Raw genomic sequence first — 17,419 nt, 5'->3', positions numbered from 1 at the left:
TCAGCCAACGCCTGGCGCCGGGCGCGCCAGGCCCTTGGCATGGGCGTCGCGGATCAGGGCGCGCACGGTGCGGTCGGCCGCCTTGCTCTCGCGCTCCATCTCCTTGCCGAGCACGCCCATCTTCTTACCCACAGCCTCCATCGGCTGCCCGGCCAGTTCCATCTGGCGTCCGATCTGCTTCATCGAAACCTGGGCCTGCCGCACCTGCGGCGAATCATGGGCTTGCTCGATGCGGCGGCCCGCCGCCTCCATGCGCTCACCCACCTCTTCCATTTCGCGTCCAAGGCGCACGCGTTCCGCATCGTCACGGGTGACGGCCATCTTGCGCCCCAGCGCATCCATCTTGCGTCCCAGCGCCTCCATGCCTTCGTCGACGCCGGCCATGTCCTCCCTGCGGGGCAGGTGCTGCATGCCGGCCGCTGCCTGGTCCATGTCGCGGCCGAGCGCGTCCATTTTCTTGCTGTGGACTTCCATTTCCTTGCCGTAGCCATCCAGCTGCTTGCCCAGGCGGTCGAGCGGCGCCCAGGCGGCGCGCGCCCTGGCCATCACGGCCGGATCCTGGATCACGTACGACCGGCCGCCGTCGCGGAACCAGATGAACTCGCCCTTGATGCTGCGCTGGGCGGCGCGCACCTCGTCCCAGTCGTCGCTGCTGCCGCTGATGTTGAAGCCCTTGCCGTCGGCGCGCACCAGCGCATACGGTTCGCTCGCGGCCGCCACCCGCGTCACGCGCGCGCCCTCGCCTGCGGCCTGGGCCGGAATGGTGAAGGTGGCCAGCGCGGCGCTGGTGGCCAGGCCGAGCATGGGCAGGGCGAGTTTCCAGGTGGATTGACGGGTGCGGAACATGGGCTTCCTCCTTGCGCCGTTGCGGCGGATGGTTGGGCAGGCGGGGCTGCCGATGGACGCACTGTAGGGAAAGCGGGAGGACGCGGCTATCGGGGTGCGACAGACGGTTGAAAATGCGGAGTGGACGGATAAAACCTTGGCTGGAACGATGCCGGCACCGTCCCAGCCGGGTCAGCCGTATCAGTAGACCACGACCGACCGGATCGACTCGCCCGACTTCATCAGATCGAAGCCTTCGTTGATCCGGTCCAGCGGCAGGTGATGGGTAATCAGATCGTCGATATTGATCTTGTTTTCCATGTACCAATCCACGATCTTCGGCACGTCGGTACGCCCGCGCGCGCCGCCGAACGCCGAACCCTTCCACTCGCGGCCGGTCACCAGCTGGAACGGACGGGTCGAGATTTCCTGCCCCGCCGCCGCCACGCCGATAATGATCGACTGGCCCCAGCCCTTGTGGCAGCACTCCAGCGCCTGGCGCATGGTGTTGACGTTGCCGACGCACTCGAACGAGTAGTCGGCGCCGCCGTCGGTCAGCTGCACGATGGCGTCGACCACGTTCTCGACCTTGGTCGGGTTGATGAAATGGGTCATGCCGAACTTGCGCGCCATCGCTTCGCGCTCGGGGTTCAGGTCGACGCCGATGATCTTGTCGGCGCCCACCATCTTGGCCGCCTGGATCACGTTCAGGCCGATGCCGCCCAGGCCGAACACGACCACGTTGGCGCCCGCTTCCACCTTGGCGGTGAAGATCACGGCGCCGATGCCGGTGGTCACGCCGCAACCGATGTAGCAGATCTTGTCGAACGGCGCGTCATTGCGCACCTTGGCCAGGGCGATCTCGGGCACCACGATGTAGTTCGAGAAGGTCGACGTGCCCATGTAGTGATAGATCGGCTGGCCGTCGAGCGAGAAGCGCGAAGTCGCGTCGGGCATCAGGCCGCGTCCTTGCGTGGAGCGGATCGCCTGGCACAGATTGGTCTTTTGCGACAGGCAGAATTTGCATTGGCGGCATTCCGGCGTGTACAGCGGAATCACGTGGTCGTCCTTGCGCAGGCTGGTCACGCCCGGGCCGACATCGACCACCACGCCGGCGCCTTCGTGGCCCAGGATGGCCGGGAAGATGCCTTCAGGATCGGCGCCCGACAGGGTGTAGTAGTCGGTGTGGCAGATGCCGGTGGCCTTGACTTCGACCAGCACTTCGCCGGCCTTCGGGCCTTCGAGCTCGACTTCTTCGATCGTGAGCGGATGGCCCGCCTTCCATGCAATTGCTGCCTTGGTTTTCATGTCGTAATCCTATTGCTTGATGAAAATTTGCGCCTCATGCGTGCGCCGCAAGGGTGACATGATAGCAAGCTTGAAAAATCACGTGCGTCCACGTCCCCGGATGCGCTCGCCGATGACGGCGTGCATGGCGTTCAAGGTCTCTTCCGCCGCCAGGATTTCCTCTGCCACCTCGCCCACCTTGCGCCGCTGCGTTCTAGCCTGGTCGCGCATCGCCTCGAAAGCGGTGTGGCGGTCGATCCGGAAGCGCGCCATCAGGATGCCGACCGCGATGCTGGTCTCGCGCCCGGCCGCCAGCGCCGACGTCAGGTTCGCTTCGCTGCGCTGCAGGCGCCGGATGTCGTCGCCGCGCGCCAGCGCCGCCTCGAATGCCGGCAGCAGGCGCGCCGCGTCCACCGGTTTCACGACGTAGCCGACCGCGCCGGCATCGGCGGCGGCGCGCGAACTGGCGGCGTCGTCGCTGGCGGACAGGAACATGAAGGGGATGGGCGACTCTTCGCGCAGCAGGCGCGCCAGGTCCAGGCCGGACATGCCGGGCATCTCGATGTCGAGCAGCACCAGCGCGATGTCGGCGCCGCGCTCCTCGATCACGCGCAGGGCCTGGGCCGCGGTGCCGGCGTCCAGGGTGTCATGGCCGGCGTGGCGCAGCACTTCGCCCAGGTATTCGCGCAGCAGTGCGTCGTCGTCGACGATCAGGACCAGGCGGCGTGGGGACGATGGCGGATTCATGCTGCCTCCTGTACGGACTGCGGTGGCGCCGCGGACGGCGATGTTGCCGGACACATGCGGAACACGCGAAAAATATAGCATGCGCCTTCCATGCGGCGCCAATCGGGAAACGGATCATGCCAGATTCGCGGAGAGGGCTGGCGCGGCCGTGGGGAATCGGATAGCATCGTTCCCTGCACCTTTGCAGGGCCAACTGGAGAAACACCATGCCCCGTACCGCGAAAGTGCCTGCCGCACCCCGTCCGCTCGACCTTTCCCTTGCCTTCCCTGCCGCACTGCGGCCCACCGTGACCGCACTGAGCGCCGGCTGGGACCCGGACCGCGATCTGTATTCCTATTCCGTGACGTTCGAGGGCGAACAGCTGACGATTCCATCACGCGTCTACTTCGACCTGAACCTGATCTGGCAACACCAGGGCCGCAGCCAGCTACAGCAAGGCATCGCCTGGTGCCTCGGCACCTGCCACCACAGCGGCTACACGCGCGAGGAATCCGTGCGTCACATACTGGCCGCGCCACAGCCCTGGATGGTGCCGTTCATCGTGCAACTGATCGGCGACTACGTGGTCGAGATCGTGCAGCCGATCGCAGACGCGCTGCCGACGCTGGCGCCGGACATGCAGCACGCCCTGGCCGCGTTCGTGCGCGACAATCCGCGCTACCTGAACACCGTCGACAGCCGCACGATCAGTTACTGGATGTACTACATGCCTACGTATCCGGCGCGCGCCGGCTATCCCGGCGTGCGCGCGGTGAACTATTTGCGCGCGCTGGCGGCCGGGTAAGGTGGCATCTCAGCTTGCCAGCGCCAGCCGCATGCGCTGCTCGACCAGTTCCGAGCCGGGGCGGAACGGTTCGCGCAGGCCGGTCTCGAGAAAGCCGGCGCGCTGGCACAGGCGCACGGCCGGCAGGTTGGCGCAATTCACGCCCAGCTGCAATGCCTGCGCCCCGCGCGCGCCGGACCAGCGCACGGCTTCGGCCAGTAGCGCCGCCGCCACGCCCTGCCCGCGCGCCTCGGGCGCGACCCACATCTGGAACAGGTTGACGATGGCGGGATCGTCGGCATCGACCTTGGTCCAGGCCATGCCGACCGGCTCGCCGTGCAGCTCGGCCACCAGCGGGCAGTCCTTGCCGGAGGCGGCCGCCGCGCTCAGGCGCGCGGCCCAGGTCTCGGGCGGCAACTCCTGCTGGGTGTCGAGCGTGGTGCTGAACGCATCCGGCGCATCGGCCAGCGCGCGCAGGCGCAGCGCGCGATAGGCCGGCCATTCCTCGGCGCGGAAGGGCCGAATCGATAACGCGGCAAGCTGGTGAACCATGGTCGACTCCGGTAAAGGTGGAGTGATGATTCTAGCAAGCAATGCCGGGCGTGGGCATCAGTCCTGTTCCCACTCCTCGCGCTCGCGCCGGCGTGCGCGCCCGACCGCGATCCGGGTGCGGGTGGTGAACGCGATCAGGCGCGCCACCACCACCGCCAGGTACATCAGGCCGACCAGCATCTCGACGCTGGCCAGCGAGCGCGCGTGCACCGTGAGCGGGATCACGTCGCCGATGCCGGTGCTCGACAGCAGGGCGAAGCTCAGGTAATTCAGTTCGGTCCAGGTGCGCGGGGCGTCGGGGTTCACCGCAGCGCCGAACGAGCCGGGATGGACTTCCTGCAGCAGTATGTACAGATGAGTGAAGGCCCAGGCCAGCAGGGTGAAGGTGGCGCCGGCGGCGAACAGCTCGTCGGTGGTGGCCAGTTCGTCGTCCATCATGTAGGCGATCAGGCTGCCGGCCGCGTAGAAGTAGAACAGCGCCTCCAGGCCCGACGACCAGGGCAGCAGCTGGCGCAGGCCGAACAGGATCTGGGCCAGCAGCAGCGCGATGATCGGCACCGCCAGCGCCCAGCTGACGCGCACCTCGCCCGGCGTGCGCCGTACCATGCGGATGGTAAAGGCCAGCACCACGATGCCGAAGGCGTTGAACGCCACCTGCCCGGCCGGGGTGCGCTCGATGAACGGATAGGCCAGCATGCCGGCCAGCTGCACCAGCAGCAGGATGGCGGACGGGTGGCGGCGGGTGTGGATGAAGAGGCGCAGTGGCGACATGGGCGCAGCAACGAAAGTCACGATGCGCCATTGTAGGATCAAGCAGGCCTGAACAGCGCTCCGAACGCGCGCGCGGCCGCGTCCGGTTCGGGCGATCCGTACACGCTGGTGATCGCCGCGACCATGTCGGCCCCGCGCGCCACCAGCGGCGCGGCATTGCTGGGGGTCATGCCGCCGATGACCACGACCGGCAGCGTGATCTCGGCGCGCGCCTCGTCCAGCCGCTCGGGCGGCGTGACGAAGGTGTACTTCTTGACCGGCGACGGATAGAAGCCGCCGAAGGCCACGTAGCTGGCCCCGGCCGCCTGCGCCGTGCGCGCCAGCGCCAGTTCGCCGTAGCAGGAGGCGCCGACGATCTTGTCGCGGCCCAGCAGCGCGCGCGCGCCGGCGATGCCCTGGTCGGTGTGGCCCAGGTGCACGCCGTCGGCATCCAGCGCCTGGCACAGGTCGAGGTGGTCGTTGATCACCAGCGGCGTGCCATGGCGCCGGCACAGCTTCAACAGGGCCGCGGCCTGCTCGGCGCGCAGCTCGGGACGGGCGTCCTTGTGGCGGTACTGCACCAGCGCCGCGCCGGCTTCCAATGCCTGGGCGGTGACGGCCAGCAGGCGGTCGGTGTCATCCCAGTTGGGGGTGACCAGGTACAAGCCTCGCATGGGGAACTCCTTTCATGGCGATTGCATAATGCGGAGCGGGATGCGCTGCCCCGGCGCCAGCGCGTACGACTCGACCAGCGCGCGGTAGGTATAGGCCTGGGCGCCGTCGAGCGCCTGTTCCAGTTCCTGGCCCAGCGCCAGGCGCGCCACCACGGCGGCCGCCAGCGTGCAGCCGCTGCCGTGGTAAGTGGACTGCAGCTTGGGCCAGCGCCAGCTGCGCACCGTTTCGCCGCTGCGCAGCCAGGTGTTGTGCACGACCTCGCCGTCAACGTCCCCGCCGGTGATCATGACGTTCTCGCAGTCCATCCGGCCCAGCTGCGCCGCCTCGTGCAGATTGGGCAGCGCGATCGTCGCCAGCGGCAGCAGCGCGCGCACGGCGGCGATGGCGTCGCCCTGCCCAAGCGCGTAGCCATGGCCGCTGAACAGCACCGGGTCGAGCACCACCGGCAAATCCGGTCGGCGCGCGCGCAAGGAGCGCACGATCCCGGCGATGGTGGCGGCGTTGTCGCCGTTGCCGGGAATGCCGATCTTGACCGCAGCGATCTCGAACGCGTCCACTAGCGGCTTGGCCTGTTCGACGATCAGGTGTCCGGCCACCGGCATGCTACCGAACACGCGGTTGTTGTCCTGGGCGGTAAGCGCGGTGGCTACCGGCAACGCATGCGCGCCCTGCGCGGCGATGGCCAGGATGTCGGCGGCCAGGCCGGCGCCGCCGCCCGGGTCCAGGCCGGCAAAAACGAGCACTGCGGGCGGCGTCATGGGGTGATCTTTCCAGCGACCGGCGACGAGGGCGAGGCGGCGAAGCGCTTCGGCATGCGTCCGGCCAGGTAGGCGTCGCGCCCGGCCAGCACCGCGTGCTTCATGGCGCGCGCCATGCGCACCGGGTCTTGCGCGCCGGCGATCGCGGTGTTCATCAGCACGCCGTCGCAGCCGAGCTCCATCGCGATCGCCGCATCCGACGCGGTGCCGACGCCGGCGTCGACCAGCACCGGCACCGTGGCCTGCTCGACGATCAGGGACAGGTTCCACGGATTGACGATGCCCATGCCGGAGCCGATCAGCGACGCCAGCGGCATCACCGCCACGCAGCCGATCTCCTGCAGGATGCGCGCCTGGATCGGGTCGTCGCTGCAGTAGACCATCACGTCGAAGCCGTCGCGCACCAGCGTTTCCGCCGCCGCCAGGGTTTCGGGCATGTGCGGGAACAGCGTCTTCTGGTCGCCCAGCACCTCCAGCTTGACCAGCTTGTGGCCACCGAGCAGCTCGCGCGCCATCTGCAGCGTGTACACCGCGTCCCTGGCCGTGTAGCAGCCGGCGGTATTCGGCAGGATCGTGAATTCGGACGGCGGCAGCACGTCCAGCAGGCTGGGCGCGTTCGGGTCCTGGCCGATATTCACGCGCCGGATCGCCACCGTGATGATCTCGGCGCCGGCGGCCAGCGTCGCCGCGCGGGTCTGCGCCAGGTCGCGGTACTTGCCGCTGCCGACCAGCAGGCGCGAGTTGTAGGTGCGGCCCGCGATGTTCAAGGGCGCGTCGTTCTTCAGTTCAGTCATTGCATTCATCTTGTCTCCTCTCAGCCGCCACCGATGGCGCGCACGATATCCACTTTGTCGTCCTGCTGCAGATGGCGTTCCAGCCACTGCTGGCGCGGCACCACTTCGCGGTTCACCGCCAGCGCCATGCCCTGCCCGCTCAGGCCCAGCTGCTCGAGCAGGCCAAGCAAGGTCTGCCCGGGCGGCACGCTGCATGGCGCGCCGTTGACTTCGATCCGCGTCATTCAGACCTCGCGGTACAGTTGGGCGCCGTTGCGTACGAACTCGATCGCCTTTTCCTGCATGCCGCGGTCGAGCGCGGCGCCATCCTGCACGCCGTTGGCGGCGGCGTACTCGCGCACCTCCTGGGTGATCTTCATCGAGCAGAAATGCGGGCCGCACATCGAGCAGAAGTGGGCTACCTTGGCCGAATCCTTCGGCAGGGTCTCGTCGTGGAATTCGCGCGCCTTGTCCGGGTCCAGGCCCAGGTTGAACTGGTCTTCCCAGCGGAACTCGAAGCGCGCCTTCGACAAGGCGTTGTCGCGCAGCTGGGCGCCCGGATGGCCCTTGGCCAGGTCGGCGGCGTGGGCCGCGATCTTATAGGTGATGATGCCGTCCTTGACGTCGTTCTTGTCGGGCAGGCCAAGGTGCTCCTTGGGCGTCACGTAGCACAGCATGGCGGTGCCGTACCAGCCGATGTTGGCGGCGCCGATGCCCGAGGTGATGTGGTCGTAGCCGGGCGCGATGTCGGTGGTCAGGGGGCCCAGCGTATAGAACGGCGCCTCGTGGCACTGCGCCAGCTGCAGGTCCATGTTCTCCTTGATCAGGTGCAGCGGCACGTGGCCCGGACCCTCGATGATGGTCTGCACGTCGTGCTTCCATGCGACCTGGGTCAGCTCGCCCAGGGTCTTGAGTTCGGCCAGCTGGGCTTCGTCGTTGGCGTCATAGATCGAGCCGGGACGCAGGCCGTCGCCCAGGCTGAACGAGACGTCGTAGGCCTTCATGATGGCGCAGATATCCTCGAAGTGCGTGTACAGGAACGATTCGCGGTGGTGCGCCAGGCACCACTTGGCCATGATCGAGCCGCCGCGCGAGACGATGCCGGTCAGGCGCTTGGCGGTCATTGGCACATAACGTAAAAGTACGCCGGCGTGGATGGTGAAGTAGTCGACGCCCTGCTCGGCCTGTTCGATCAGGGTGTCGCGGAAGATCTCCCAGCTCAGGTCTTCGGCCTTGCCGTTGACCTTCTCCAGCGCCTGGTAGATCGGCACGGTGCCGATCGGGACCGGGCTGTTACGGATGATCCATTCGCGCGTCTCGTGGATATGCTTGCCGGTGGAGAGGTCCATCACCGTGTCGGCGCCCCAGCGGATGGCCCAGGTCATCTTTTCCACTTCCTCGCCGATCGACGAGGTGACGGCCGAATTGCCGATGTTGGCGTTGACCTTCACCAGGAAGTTGCGGCCGATGATCATCGGCTCCAGCTCGGGGTGGTTGATGTTGGCCGGGATCACGGCGCGCCCGCGCGCCACTTCGGAACGCACGAATTCGGGCGTGATCTCGGGCGGGATGCTGGCGCCGAACGACTGGCCCGGGTGCTGGCGGCCGAGGAGGTCGGCGACGCGCTGGCCCATCGGCCCGGAAGCGTGGAGCGAAGCGATGTATTCCTTGCGCCGCATGTTCTCGCGCAGGGCGATGAATTCCATCTCGGGCGTCACAATGCCCTGGCGCGCGTAGTGCATTTGCGTGACGTTGGCGCCGCCGCGGGCACGGCGCGGGGCGCGCTGCAGGTTGAAGCGCAGGGCCGCCAGGGCCGGATCGTTCAGGCGCGCCTGGCCGTAGAGGGAGCTTGGACCGTCCAGCTGCTCGGTGTCGCCGCGGCCCGCGATCCACGGCGCGCGCGGCGAACCCAGGCCGCTGCGGATGTCGATCGCGGCCGCCGGATCGGTGTAGGGGCCGGAGGTGTCGTACACGTACAGCGGCGGATTGGCTTCGCCGCCGAAGCTGTCGGGCGTGGGCGACTGGCTGATCTCGCGCATCGGCACGCGGATGTCGGGCCGGCTGCCTTCGATATAGACCTTGCGGGAATTGGGTAGCGGCTTGATGGCCGCGTCGTCCACCATGGCGGTGGCCGAATCAAACTTCAGAGGTGCGTTCATGTGGCTCCCTTTGCTTGCGGAGCCAGCAAAGGAGGTGCCAAGGTGGGACGCGGACGGCACGGGCGCAAGCGCGCACGGCCACCGGTCGTCAAGATCGGCTGCTTCCCTTCGCTGGCATTATCCAGATCAGGTTCGGAGGGTATTTCTCACCCGCGTACCATCGGCACGCAGGACCCCTAGCGTTTGCTGCCAAGAAGGCAGCACGGGAATTATAGCCCTGTTGATCGAACAGATTGCAAAAAAATTTACAGCATCGGGGGCTCCTCTCCCATCGGCAGCAACTGCAGCTCATCGTTCACCAGCCGCACTTCGACGAACGGCGTCCGTGCCGGGTCGATCGAGCGCGCCACCCGCGGTCCTCCTTCGACCGCCACGTCGAGCTGCACGCTGGCGGCCCCGGTTTTCACATCGACCGCGTCGGCGCGCGAGATGGTCCAGTCGGTGCTCACCCCCGATTTGCTGAACACCTCCTTGCCATCGACCCGCACGCTCACGGTGTTGTTCTGGAAGCCTTCGCCCAGCCTTACGCGTAACGTCATGACCGCCCTCGCCTTCTCGCTTGTTACGACAGGAACCCCGGACCAGGCCGATGCCGGCGCCGCCGCTGTCGATGACAGCAGCGGCGCCAGCATGGCCATCACTTTCCACATCTTGCACGCCATGATCGCATCATGGCTTGCGGGCGGTCGACGCCGCCGCGGACGACACCGACAGCTGGCTCAGGGTCGCGTTCGCGCCCTTGTCGTCGCCGATCGCCTTCTGCACGCTCGACAGCATCATCAGCGCCTGGTCCTGGGTCACCGGATCGAGCACCGCTGATGCGGTCACGTTCGACAGCAGCGCGATGCTTTCCTGCGGCCTGGCTTCGCGCACGCCGAGCGGCTTGCCTTCGCTGGCCGCAGCCTGCCCGCCCGCGCCCACGGTCTTGAAGGTGCGGCCCAGGTTGACGCCCTTGATCATGCGCACATAGGTCGCCATCGGATGGGCGCCGAAGCGGTCCAGCACTTCCTCGAACGCTTCGTTACCGGCGCGCAGCGCTTCGCTGTCCGAACCCTGCAGGTACAGCAGCGCGCCCTGGTCGTCGCCCAGGAACAGTTCGGCCATCCGGTCTTCTTCGGCACTGACCGGATAGCGCACCCGGATCGTGATCAGGTCGGACAGCACCTGCGAGCCGTCCAGCGCCGCATACACCGCGCGCACCCGGTACTGGCCCGGCTGGTCGAAATAGAAGCCGTCCTTGCCGTAGCCGATGTAGGCGCTGTCGCGGATCGCGTCGTTCGCCTTCAACACCGTGGCGCGTTCGCCCACCAGGTGGTCGATCATCGGCTCGTAGGCCTTCACCTCGCCGCTCGGCTTTTGCACGATGACCTTCACCAGCCCGCAATTCGGATGCAGCCAGCTGTGGGCGCGGCGGCCGCGCATGTCGTTGGCCTGCAGCTTGAGTTGGAGCACCACCGGCTCGCCCAGCGCAAAGCTCTTCTGGTGGGTCGAGATCTCGAAGCGCAGGCCCGATTCGTCCTCGATCGCGTCGGCCATCACTTCCCTGCCGAGCGAAGCGCCGGCCGTGAAGTTGTTGCCGCCCATGATGACGTCGTTGCGGAAGCCGTGGCGCAGGTGGATCAGCTCTTCGTCGTCGAAGCGGAAGTCGAAACTGTTCCAGAAGCCCGATGCGCCGCCGCTCGGGTAGTACCACGGGTAGTTCATCCACGACAGCGCGCTGGGGCGGTTGGCCTTGGGCGGCGAGGCATACGATTTCTGCCACGAGTGCATCAGGTTGAAGCAGTGCCCCAGTTCGTGCACGTAGGTGTACAGCTGCAGCCGCAGCTGCTCGGCCGAGGTGCCGCCGATCCCTGCATGGAACACGGCGCAGCCCTGGCGCTGCTTGCCCTGCTGGTCGAACATGATGCCGTATAGCCCGCTGCCCAGGTCGTGGTTCTGCGCCACCAGCTCCCACACGCACCACTGGGCCACGTCGGCCCATAGCGAGAACTGGGTCTGCATCGAAGCATGCAGCTCGGCGTTGCTCCAGCTGGCGCCGGCGCCTGCACCGCTGATGTCGACAACGCCGCCCGGGACGGTGGACATGCCGATGCCGGCTTCGCCGAAGGCGCTCACCACGCTGATCGAGCGCGCCGCGCCGCCCGACGGCAGCGAACCGGTGTTATAGCTGCTGAACACGGGCGTGGTGACGTCCGACACGCGGTCGGTTTCGATGCGCACCGTGCGGTAGCGCGAGGTCGTGAACGGGCAATGGTAGTTGGCGCCCGGCGCATTGGTGACGGTATAGAACTGCAGGCTGGCCGGCGCCTGCGGCAGGAACAGGCTCACGCGCGGGATGGTGACCTGCACCACCGGCGCGCCGGCCGAGAACGTGAAGCGGCCCAGGCCGCGCGCCACGATGCGGGTCGCGGTGACCGTGATCGCCGGGCTGTCCACGGTGAAGGAGCCGAAATAGGTGGTGGTCTTGCCGACCGTCTGGTAAAAGTCGCCGCTGACGCGCTTCATGGTGCGGCCGCGGTCGACGTCGACCCGCAGCTCGACCTGGAAGCTGCCCAGCGCGCCCTTGTAGCAGCCGCTGACCGCCTTCTTGATGACCGGGATCGGGATCGGCGGGATCGGGATCGGCGGTTTCGGGGTCGGAATCGGTAGCGGTTGCGGCGGTAGATACGGCGTGCCTTCGGCCGCGACGCCGGGCGCTTCTTCGTCGTGCTCGCCCAGCCCCAGTTCGCCGTTCGTCAGGTTCGAGATTTCCTCGTAGCTCATCTGCGTACCAGTTTGCTGCGGACTGGCGTCGTCCTGAATCTCATCGACGACGGACTCGAGCCCGGTAGGATCCAATGGTGCCATGGTGTTCTCCTTGTAACAGCATTCATCGCTTGCGCCGCCACCGGAGATAAGGCGATGCCCGCCTTCCTGCACGGCTGCGCGCTCTTGTTTATGGACAGAACGATCCCCTCCTCTAAAAACCCTTGTCCGGGTTTGACAGCGGGAGCGAAGAGTGCGATTCGTCGAGGCTGTCGCGATTTGGCCCGCTAAACGGGGCGTTTAGAGGCAAATCAAAGGAATCCCACAGGATTGCACCGACATGCTGCGCAAGCGCGTTGCATCCGTGCCGGCGAGATAGGCTGGCGCTGCAAGGTGACCTATAATGTTTTTTTTCGCAAAAATTCACACGCCACCACATCATGGAATTAGCCAAGTCTTTCGAGCCAGCCGACATTGAACAATTCTGGCGCGCCGAGTGGGAAAAGCGCGGTTACTACAGCGCCACCATGGACGAGGGCAAGCCATCGTTCAGCATCCAGCTGCCGCCGCCGAACGTGACCGGCACCCTGCACATGGGCCACGCGTTCAACCAGACCGTCATGGATGGCCTGACCCGCTATTACCGCATGCGCGGCCACAACACCGCCTGGGTGCCGGGCACCGACCACGCCGGCATCGCGACCCAGATCGTGGTCGAGCGCCAGCTCGACGCCCAGAAGATCTCGCGCCACGACCTCGGCCGCGAGAAGTTCCTGGAAAAAGTCTGGGAATGGAAGGAACAGTCGGGCAACACCATCACCGGCCAGATGCGCCGCCTGGGCGCCTCGCCCGACTGGAAGCGCGAATACTTCACCATGGACGAGCCGCGCTCGAAGACCGTGGTCGAGGTCTTCGTGCGCCTGTACGAGCAGGGCCTGATCTACCGCGGCAAGCGCCTGGTCAACTGGGATCCGAAACTGGGCACCGCGGTGTCGGACCTGGAAGTCGATTCGCAGGAAGAAGACGGTTCGATGTGGTACATCCAGTACCCGCTCACCGACGGTAGCGGACGCCTGACGGTGGCCACCACCCGTCCTGAAACGATGCTGGGCGACGTCGCCGTGGCGGTCGATCCGACCGACGAGCGTTACACCCACCTGCACGGCAAGACTCTGACCCTGCCGCTGACCGGCCGCGAAGTGCCGATCATCGCCGACAGCTACGTCGACAAGGAATTCGGCACCGGCTGCGTCAAGATCACCCCTGCGCACGACTTCAACGACTACGCGGTCGGCCAGCGCGCCGGCCTCGAGCCGATCAACATCTTCACGCTCGACGCGAAGATCAACGAGAATGCGCCCGCCCAGTACCAGGGCCTGGACCGCTTCGCCGCGCGCAAGCAGATCGTGGCCGACCTGGAGGCGCAAGGCTTCCTCGAGCAGGTCAAGCCGCACAAGCTGATGGTGCCGCGCGGCGACCGTACCGGCGTCGTCATCGAGCCGATGCTGACCGACCAGTGGTTCGTCGCCATGACCAAGCCGGCCCCGGAAGGCACCTTCAATCCGGGCAAGTCGATCACCGAAGTGGCGCTGGAAAAAGTCGCCGACGGTTCGATCAAGTTCGTGCCCGAGAACTGGAGCACGACCTATAACCAGTGGCTGGGCAACATCCAGGACTGGTGCATCTCGCGCCAGCTGTGGTGGGGCCACCAGATCCCGGCCTGGTTCGCCGAGGACGGCCGCATCGTGGTCGCGCGCAGCGAAGAAGAAGCCAAAGCCAAGGCGGCCGAGCAAGGCATCACCGGTGAATTGACCCGCGACAACGACGTGCTGGACACCTGGTTCTCGTCGGCGCTGGTCCCGTTCTCGACCATGGGCTGGCCGGAAGAAACGCCGGACATGAAGATGTTCCTGCCATCGTCGGTGCTGGTGACCGGCTTCGACATCATTTTCTTCTGGGTGGCGCGCATGGTCATGATGACCAGCCACTTCACCGGCAAGGTGCCGTTCGAGACCGTGTACGTGCACGGCCTGGTGCGCGACTCGCAGGGCCAGAAGATGTCGAAGTCGAAGGGCAATACGCTCGACCCGATCGACCTGATCGACGGCATCGACCTGGAGCAGCTGGTTGCCAAGCGCACCACCGGCCTGATGGACCCGCGCGCGGCGGAGAAGATCGCCAAAGCGACGCGCAAGGAATTCCCGGATGGGATTCCGGCGTTCGGCGCCGACGCGGTGCGCTTCACGATGGCCAGCTACGCTTCGCTGGGCCGCAACATCAACTTCGACCTGGGCCGCGCCGAAGGCTACCGCAACTTCTGCAACAAGCTGTGGAACGCGACCCGCTTCGTGATGATGAATACCGAGGGCAAGGATTGCGGCCAGCCGCAGCCTGAAGATCTGTCCCCGGCCGACCGCTGGATCATCTCGCTGATGAACCGTGTCGAGCAGGACATCGCCAAGGGCTTCGCCGACTACCGCTTCGACAACATCGCATCGAGCATCTACAAGTTCGTCTGGGACGAGTACTGCGACTGGTACCTGGAAGTGGCCAAGGTCAGCGTGCAGCAAGGTTCGGAGGCGCAGCAGCGCGCCACCCGCCACACCCTGCTGCGCGTGCTGGAAGTGATCCTGCGCCTGGCGCATCCGATCATCCCGTTCGTGACCGAAGCGCTGTGGCAGAGCATCGCGCCGCTGGCCGGCAAGACGGGCGACACCATCATGCTGCAGCCGTACCCAATCGCCGACGAGTCGCTGATCGACGTCGAGGCCGAAGCCTGGATGGAGCAGTTCAAGGCGCTGACCGACGCCACCCGCAACCTGCGCGGCGAGATGTCGCTGTCGCCGTCGGTGCGCGTGCCGCTGATCGTCGAGCCGGGCAACGAGGCGGACCGCGCCAACATGGCGGTGTTCGCGCCGTACATCCAGCTGCTGGGCAAACTGGCCGAGGTGCAGATCGTCGATGCGCTGCCGGAATCGCCGGCCGCGGTGTCGATCGTCGGCACCACCAAGCTGATGCTGAAGGTCGAGATCGACGTCGCTGCCGAACGCGAGCGCCTGTCGAAGGAGATCGCGCGCCTGCAGGGCGAGATCGCCAAGGCCAACGGCAAGCTGTCGAACGAGAGCTTCGTCGCCCGCGCGCCGGCGGCCGTGGTGGCGCAGGAGAAGGAACGCGTGGCGAACTTCTCGGCGACGCTGGAGAAGATGCAGGAACAGCTGGCCAAGCTGGCAGCGGCGTAAGCTTCTTCGAGCTTGAACGGAACGCGGCCCGGGTGGCCGCGTTTTTTTTGGTCTGCCGGGCGCCTCCCATGCATGCGACATATGTCGCATAAACCCCTTGCGGTGCATGTGACAAGTGTCGCATAATCGTTTGCAACATCAAGGAGGCACCATGCAAGCGACGTCCACGATTCCTTCTCCCACCGAACTGAGCCTCTTGAAGGCGATGTGGCGCCAGGCGCCTTTGACTGCGCGCGAACTGCATGCGCGCGTCGAAGATGAACTGGGCTGGTCGTTTTCGTCGACCCGCAAGACGCTGGAACGCATGCTTGACAAGGGCATGGTGGCGCAAGCGTCCCAGGACGGCATTCAGGTGTACCGTCCGCTGCTGGAAAAGGTCGGCACGCTGGCCGCGTTCGCGCGCGACTTCAGCGTGCGCGTGATGGAGATGGAAGCGCCCTTGTCGGTGGCGATGTTCACCGGCAGCAAACTGGTCGACCAGCAGGAGCTCGAACGCCTCGACAATCTGCTGCAGGACTGGCCGGGGGACGAGGCATGAGCGCCGACCTGTGGCTGATGCTGGCGCGCTTCGGCGCGGCCTGCGCCGGCAGCCTGGTGCTCGCTGGGTCGCTGGCCATCGTGCTGCGCGCTGCCTGCCTGCGCTGGCCTGCGCTGCGCGCCCATCGCAGCATCTGGTTGCTGGCCCAGGCCGCCGTGGTGCTGGTGTTCCTGCTGGCGCTGGTTCCCGTGCCGCGCAGTGCGCTGGCGCCGACCCTCGACGTGGCCGTGCCGGATGCCGGGCCAATGGCGGCGCCGGCCGCGATGCCGGCGTCCTTCGCCGACGCCGACGCAGCGGCGCCGCTGGCATCCGGCGCAGTGCCGCAGCCGGAATTCAACGCCACGCTGCTGCACTGGCTGCCAGCCGCCTGGCTGACCGTCTACCTGGCCGCCCTGGCGCTGCAATCGGCACGCCGCTGGCATGGCGCGCGCCGCTGGCAGGCGCTGATGCAGGCGCATAGCCGCCTGATGAACGACGCCGAGCTGCAGGCCTGCAGCGCGATGACGCCGTCGCAGCGGGCACGGATCGCGGCCGCGGGCCTGGCGGTGCGCACCACCACGCTGCAGGTCTCGCCGCTGCTGCATGGCGTGCGCCGCCCTTGCCTGCTGCTGCCGACGCACCTGTCCGCGATGAACGTCGCGCAGCAGCAGCTGATCGTCGAACACGAACTGACCCACTGGCGCCGCACCGATCCGCTGTGGCTGGCGATTTCAAGCGCCCTGGCGCTGGCGTTCTGGTTCAACCGTCCCCTGCGCCGCCTGGATGAAGCCCTGCGCGAAGCGGTGGAACTCGGATGCGACGATGCGGTGCTGGCCGGGCGTGCGTCCGTCGAACGCCGCAGCTATGCGGCGGCCCTGGTGGCGCAGCTGCGGGTGCAGGCTTCGTGGCAAGGCCCGGCCGGCGCCAGTTGGGGCGCGGCCTTCGGCGCCGCCGGCAGCGGCATGACGGAGCGCGTCCAGCGCATGCGCATGGCGGGCCCGCAGCGCCTGTCCGGGCGCGCTCGCGCACTGGCCGGCGCCGGCGCGGCGGGCATCGTCCTGATCGGCGCGGCATTGCAGCCGGCCTTCTCCTCGGCCCCAGTGGCGCAGGCGCCGGCGGCGCATGCCGTCGCCAACGCACCAGCGCCGGCGCACGTGCACGAAGCCTGGCAATACCCGATGCCGCAGCCGCGCGTCACCAGCCTGTACGGCGTGCGCAGTCCCAGCCGGCCGCAGGGCCATCGCGGCATCGACTTTGCGGCGCGGCGCGGCACGCCGGTCCATGCGGTCGCCGCCGGGGCGGTGCTCGAAGCCGGCTTCGACGACGCCTGGGGCCATTACGTGCGCGTCGGCCACGGCGGCGGGCGCAGTTCGCTGCTGATCCATCTCGACCGCATCGACGTCGTACCCGGCCAGCTGGTGGCCACCGGTGAAGCGCTCGGCACGGCCGGCGCCAGCGGCAAGGCCACCGGTCCGCACCTGCACCTGGAATACTGGCAGGACGGCCGCCGCCTCGATCCACGCCTGGTGCTGCCGCACCTGCTCGGGCACGCCACGCCGAAAGCGCTGGCCCAGCGCAGCGCGCAGGGCAATCCCCTTCCTACCGATCTGTAACCCGGACCTGTAATC

16 protein-coding genes and 1 riboswitch are annotated in these 17,419 nt (G+C 67.1%); of the genes, 4 read left to right on the top strand and 12 right to left on the bottom strand.

Going from position 1 to position 17,419, the window contains the following annotated elements:
• From QPK27_RS10805 to QPK27_RS10795, 3 genes are all read right to left on the bottom strand, one after another.
• Positions 1–846 carry a hypothetical protein gene (locus tag QPK27_RS10805; protein WP_290418239.1) on the bottom strand — a complete coding sequence of 282 codons (846 nt, stop codon included), beginning with the start codon at positions 844–846 and terminating at the stop codon, positions 1–3.
• A 180-nt stretch (positions 847–1,026) separates the two neighbouring features.
• On the bottom strand, positions 1,027–2,133 hold the full coding sequence (locus QPK27_RS10800) for an S-(hydroxymethyl)glutathione dehydrogenase/class III alcohol dehydrogenase (protein WP_290418238.1): 1,107 nt from the start codon (positions 2,131–2,133) through the stop codon (positions 1,027–1,029).
• 78 nt (positions 2,134–2,211) lie between these two features.
• Positions 2,212–2,859, bottom strand: coding sequence for an ANTAR domain-containing response regulator (locus tag QPK27_RS10795; RefSeq protein ID WP_290418237.1), 648 nt, complete (start codon positions 2,857–2,859; stop codon positions 2,212–2,214).
• A 206-nt stretch (positions 2,860–3,065) separates the two neighbouring features.
• On the opposite strand from QPK27_RS10795, the gene QPK27_RS10790 reads away from it, so the two are divergent.
• The gene (locus QPK27_RS10790; RefSeq protein ID WP_290418236.1) at positions 3,066–3,644 is read left to right on the top strand and encodes a hypothetical protein; all 579 of its coding nucleotides are present in this window, start codon (positions 3,066–3,068) and stop codon (positions 3,642–3,644) included.
• Between the two features lie 9 nt (positions 3,645–3,653).
• On the opposite strand, the gene QPK27_RS10785 is transcribed toward QPK27_RS10790, so the two are convergent.
• From QPK27_RS10785 to QPK27_RS10745, 9 genes are all read right to left on the bottom strand, one after another.
• Positions 3,654–4,175, bottom strand: a complete 522-nt coding sequence (locus QPK27_RS10785; RefSeq protein ID WP_290418235.1) for a GNAT family N-acetyltransferase — start codon at positions 4,173–4,175, stop codon at positions 3,654–3,656.
• A gap of 57 nt (positions 4,176–4,232) precedes the next feature.
• Positions 4,233–4,946: an ion channel gene (locus tag QPK27_RS10780; protein ID WP_290418234.1), complete on the bottom strand. Its 714-nt coding sequence runs from the start codon at positions 4,944–4,946 to the stop codon at positions 4,233–4,235.
• 38 nt (positions 4,947–4,984) lie between these two features.
• Positions 4,985–5,599, bottom strand: coding sequence for a thiamine phosphate synthase (gene thiE, locus QPK27_RS10775; protein WP_290418233.1), 615 nt, complete (start codon positions 5,597–5,599; stop codon positions 4,985–4,987).
• Between the two features lie 12 nt (positions 5,600–5,611).
• A complete protein-coding gene (locus tag QPK27_RS10770; protein WP_290418232.1) occupies positions 5,612–6,358 on the bottom strand; it encodes a hydroxymethylpyrimidine/phosphomethylpyrimidine kinase in 747 nt (248 codons plus the stop codon).
• On the bottom strand, positions 6,355–7,161 hold the full coding sequence (locus QPK27_RS10765; protein WP_290418231.1) for a thiazole synthase: 807 nt from the start codon (positions 7,159–7,161) through the stop codon (positions 6,355–6,357). Before QPK27_RS10765 ends, QPK27_RS10770 begins: the two co-directional genes overlap by 4 nt.
• Positions 7,162–7,172: 11 nt before the next feature.
• Positions 7,173–7,376 (bottom strand): sulfur carrier protein ThiS, encoded by a 204-nt coding sequence (gene thiS, locus QPK27_RS10760; RefSeq protein WP_290418230.1) that lies wholly within the window; start codon positions 7,374–7,376, stop codon positions 7,173–7,175.
• Positions 7,377–9,290 carry a phosphomethylpyrimidine synthase ThiC gene (gene thiC / locus QPK27_RS10755; RefSeq protein ID WP_290418229.1) on the bottom strand — a complete coding sequence of 638 codons (1,914 nt, stop codon included), beginning with the start codon at positions 9,288–9,290 and terminating at the stop codon, positions 7,377–7,379.
• A gap of 86 nt (positions 9,291–9,376) precedes the next feature.
• Positions 9,377–9,478, bottom strand: a riboswitch (TPP riboswitch).
• A gap of 57 nt (positions 9,479–9,535) precedes the next feature.
• A complete protein-coding gene (locus QPK27_RS10750; protein ID WP_290418228.1) occupies positions 9,536–9,829 on the bottom strand; it encodes a hypothetical protein in 294 nt (97 codons plus the stop codon).
• A 130-nt stretch (positions 9,830–9,959) separates the two neighbouring features.
• A complete protein-coding gene (locus tag QPK27_RS10745; RefSeq protein WP_290418227.1) occupies positions 9,960–12,137 on the bottom strand; it encodes a hypothetical protein in 2,178 nt (725 codons plus the stop codon).
• A gap of 338 nt (positions 12,138–12,475) precedes the next feature.
• Here QPK27_RS10745 and QPK27_RS10740 point away from each other — a divergent pair, with 338 nt between their 5' ends.
• The 3 genes from QPK27_RS10740 to QPK27_RS10730 all read left to right on the top strand — a co-directional run bounded on the left by QPK27_RS10740 (position 12,476) and on the right by QPK27_RS10730 (position 17,404).
• Complete coding sequence (locus QPK27_RS10740; RefSeq protein WP_290418226.1) at positions 12,476–15,274, top strand: valine--tRNA ligase; 2,799 nt, start codon at positions 12,476–12,478, stop codon at positions 15,272–15,274.
• Between the two features lie 151 nt (positions 15,275–15,425).
• Positions 15,426–15,812: a BlaI/MecI/CopY family transcriptional regulator gene (locus QPK27_RS10735; RefSeq protein WP_290418225.1), complete on the top strand. Its 387-nt coding sequence runs from the start codon at positions 15,426–15,428 to the stop codon at positions 15,810–15,812.
• Complete coding sequence (locus tag QPK27_RS10730; RefSeq protein ID WP_290418224.1) at positions 15,809–17,404, top strand: M23/M56 family metallopeptidase; 1,596 nt, start codon at positions 15,809–15,811, stop codon at positions 17,402–17,404. Before QPK27_RS10735 ends, QPK27_RS10730 begins: the two co-directional genes overlap by 4 nt.
• Positions 17,405–17,419 lie beyond the last annotated feature (15 nt).

Source organism: Massilia sp. YIM B02443, assembly GCF_030411955.1.
Classification (GTDB): domain Bacteria; phylum Pseudomonadota; class Gammaproteobacteria; order Burkholderiales; family Burkholderiaceae_D; genus Telluria.
Note: the sequence above shows the minus strand (reverse complement) of the source record. Positions and strands in the feature narration are given on the sequence as shown.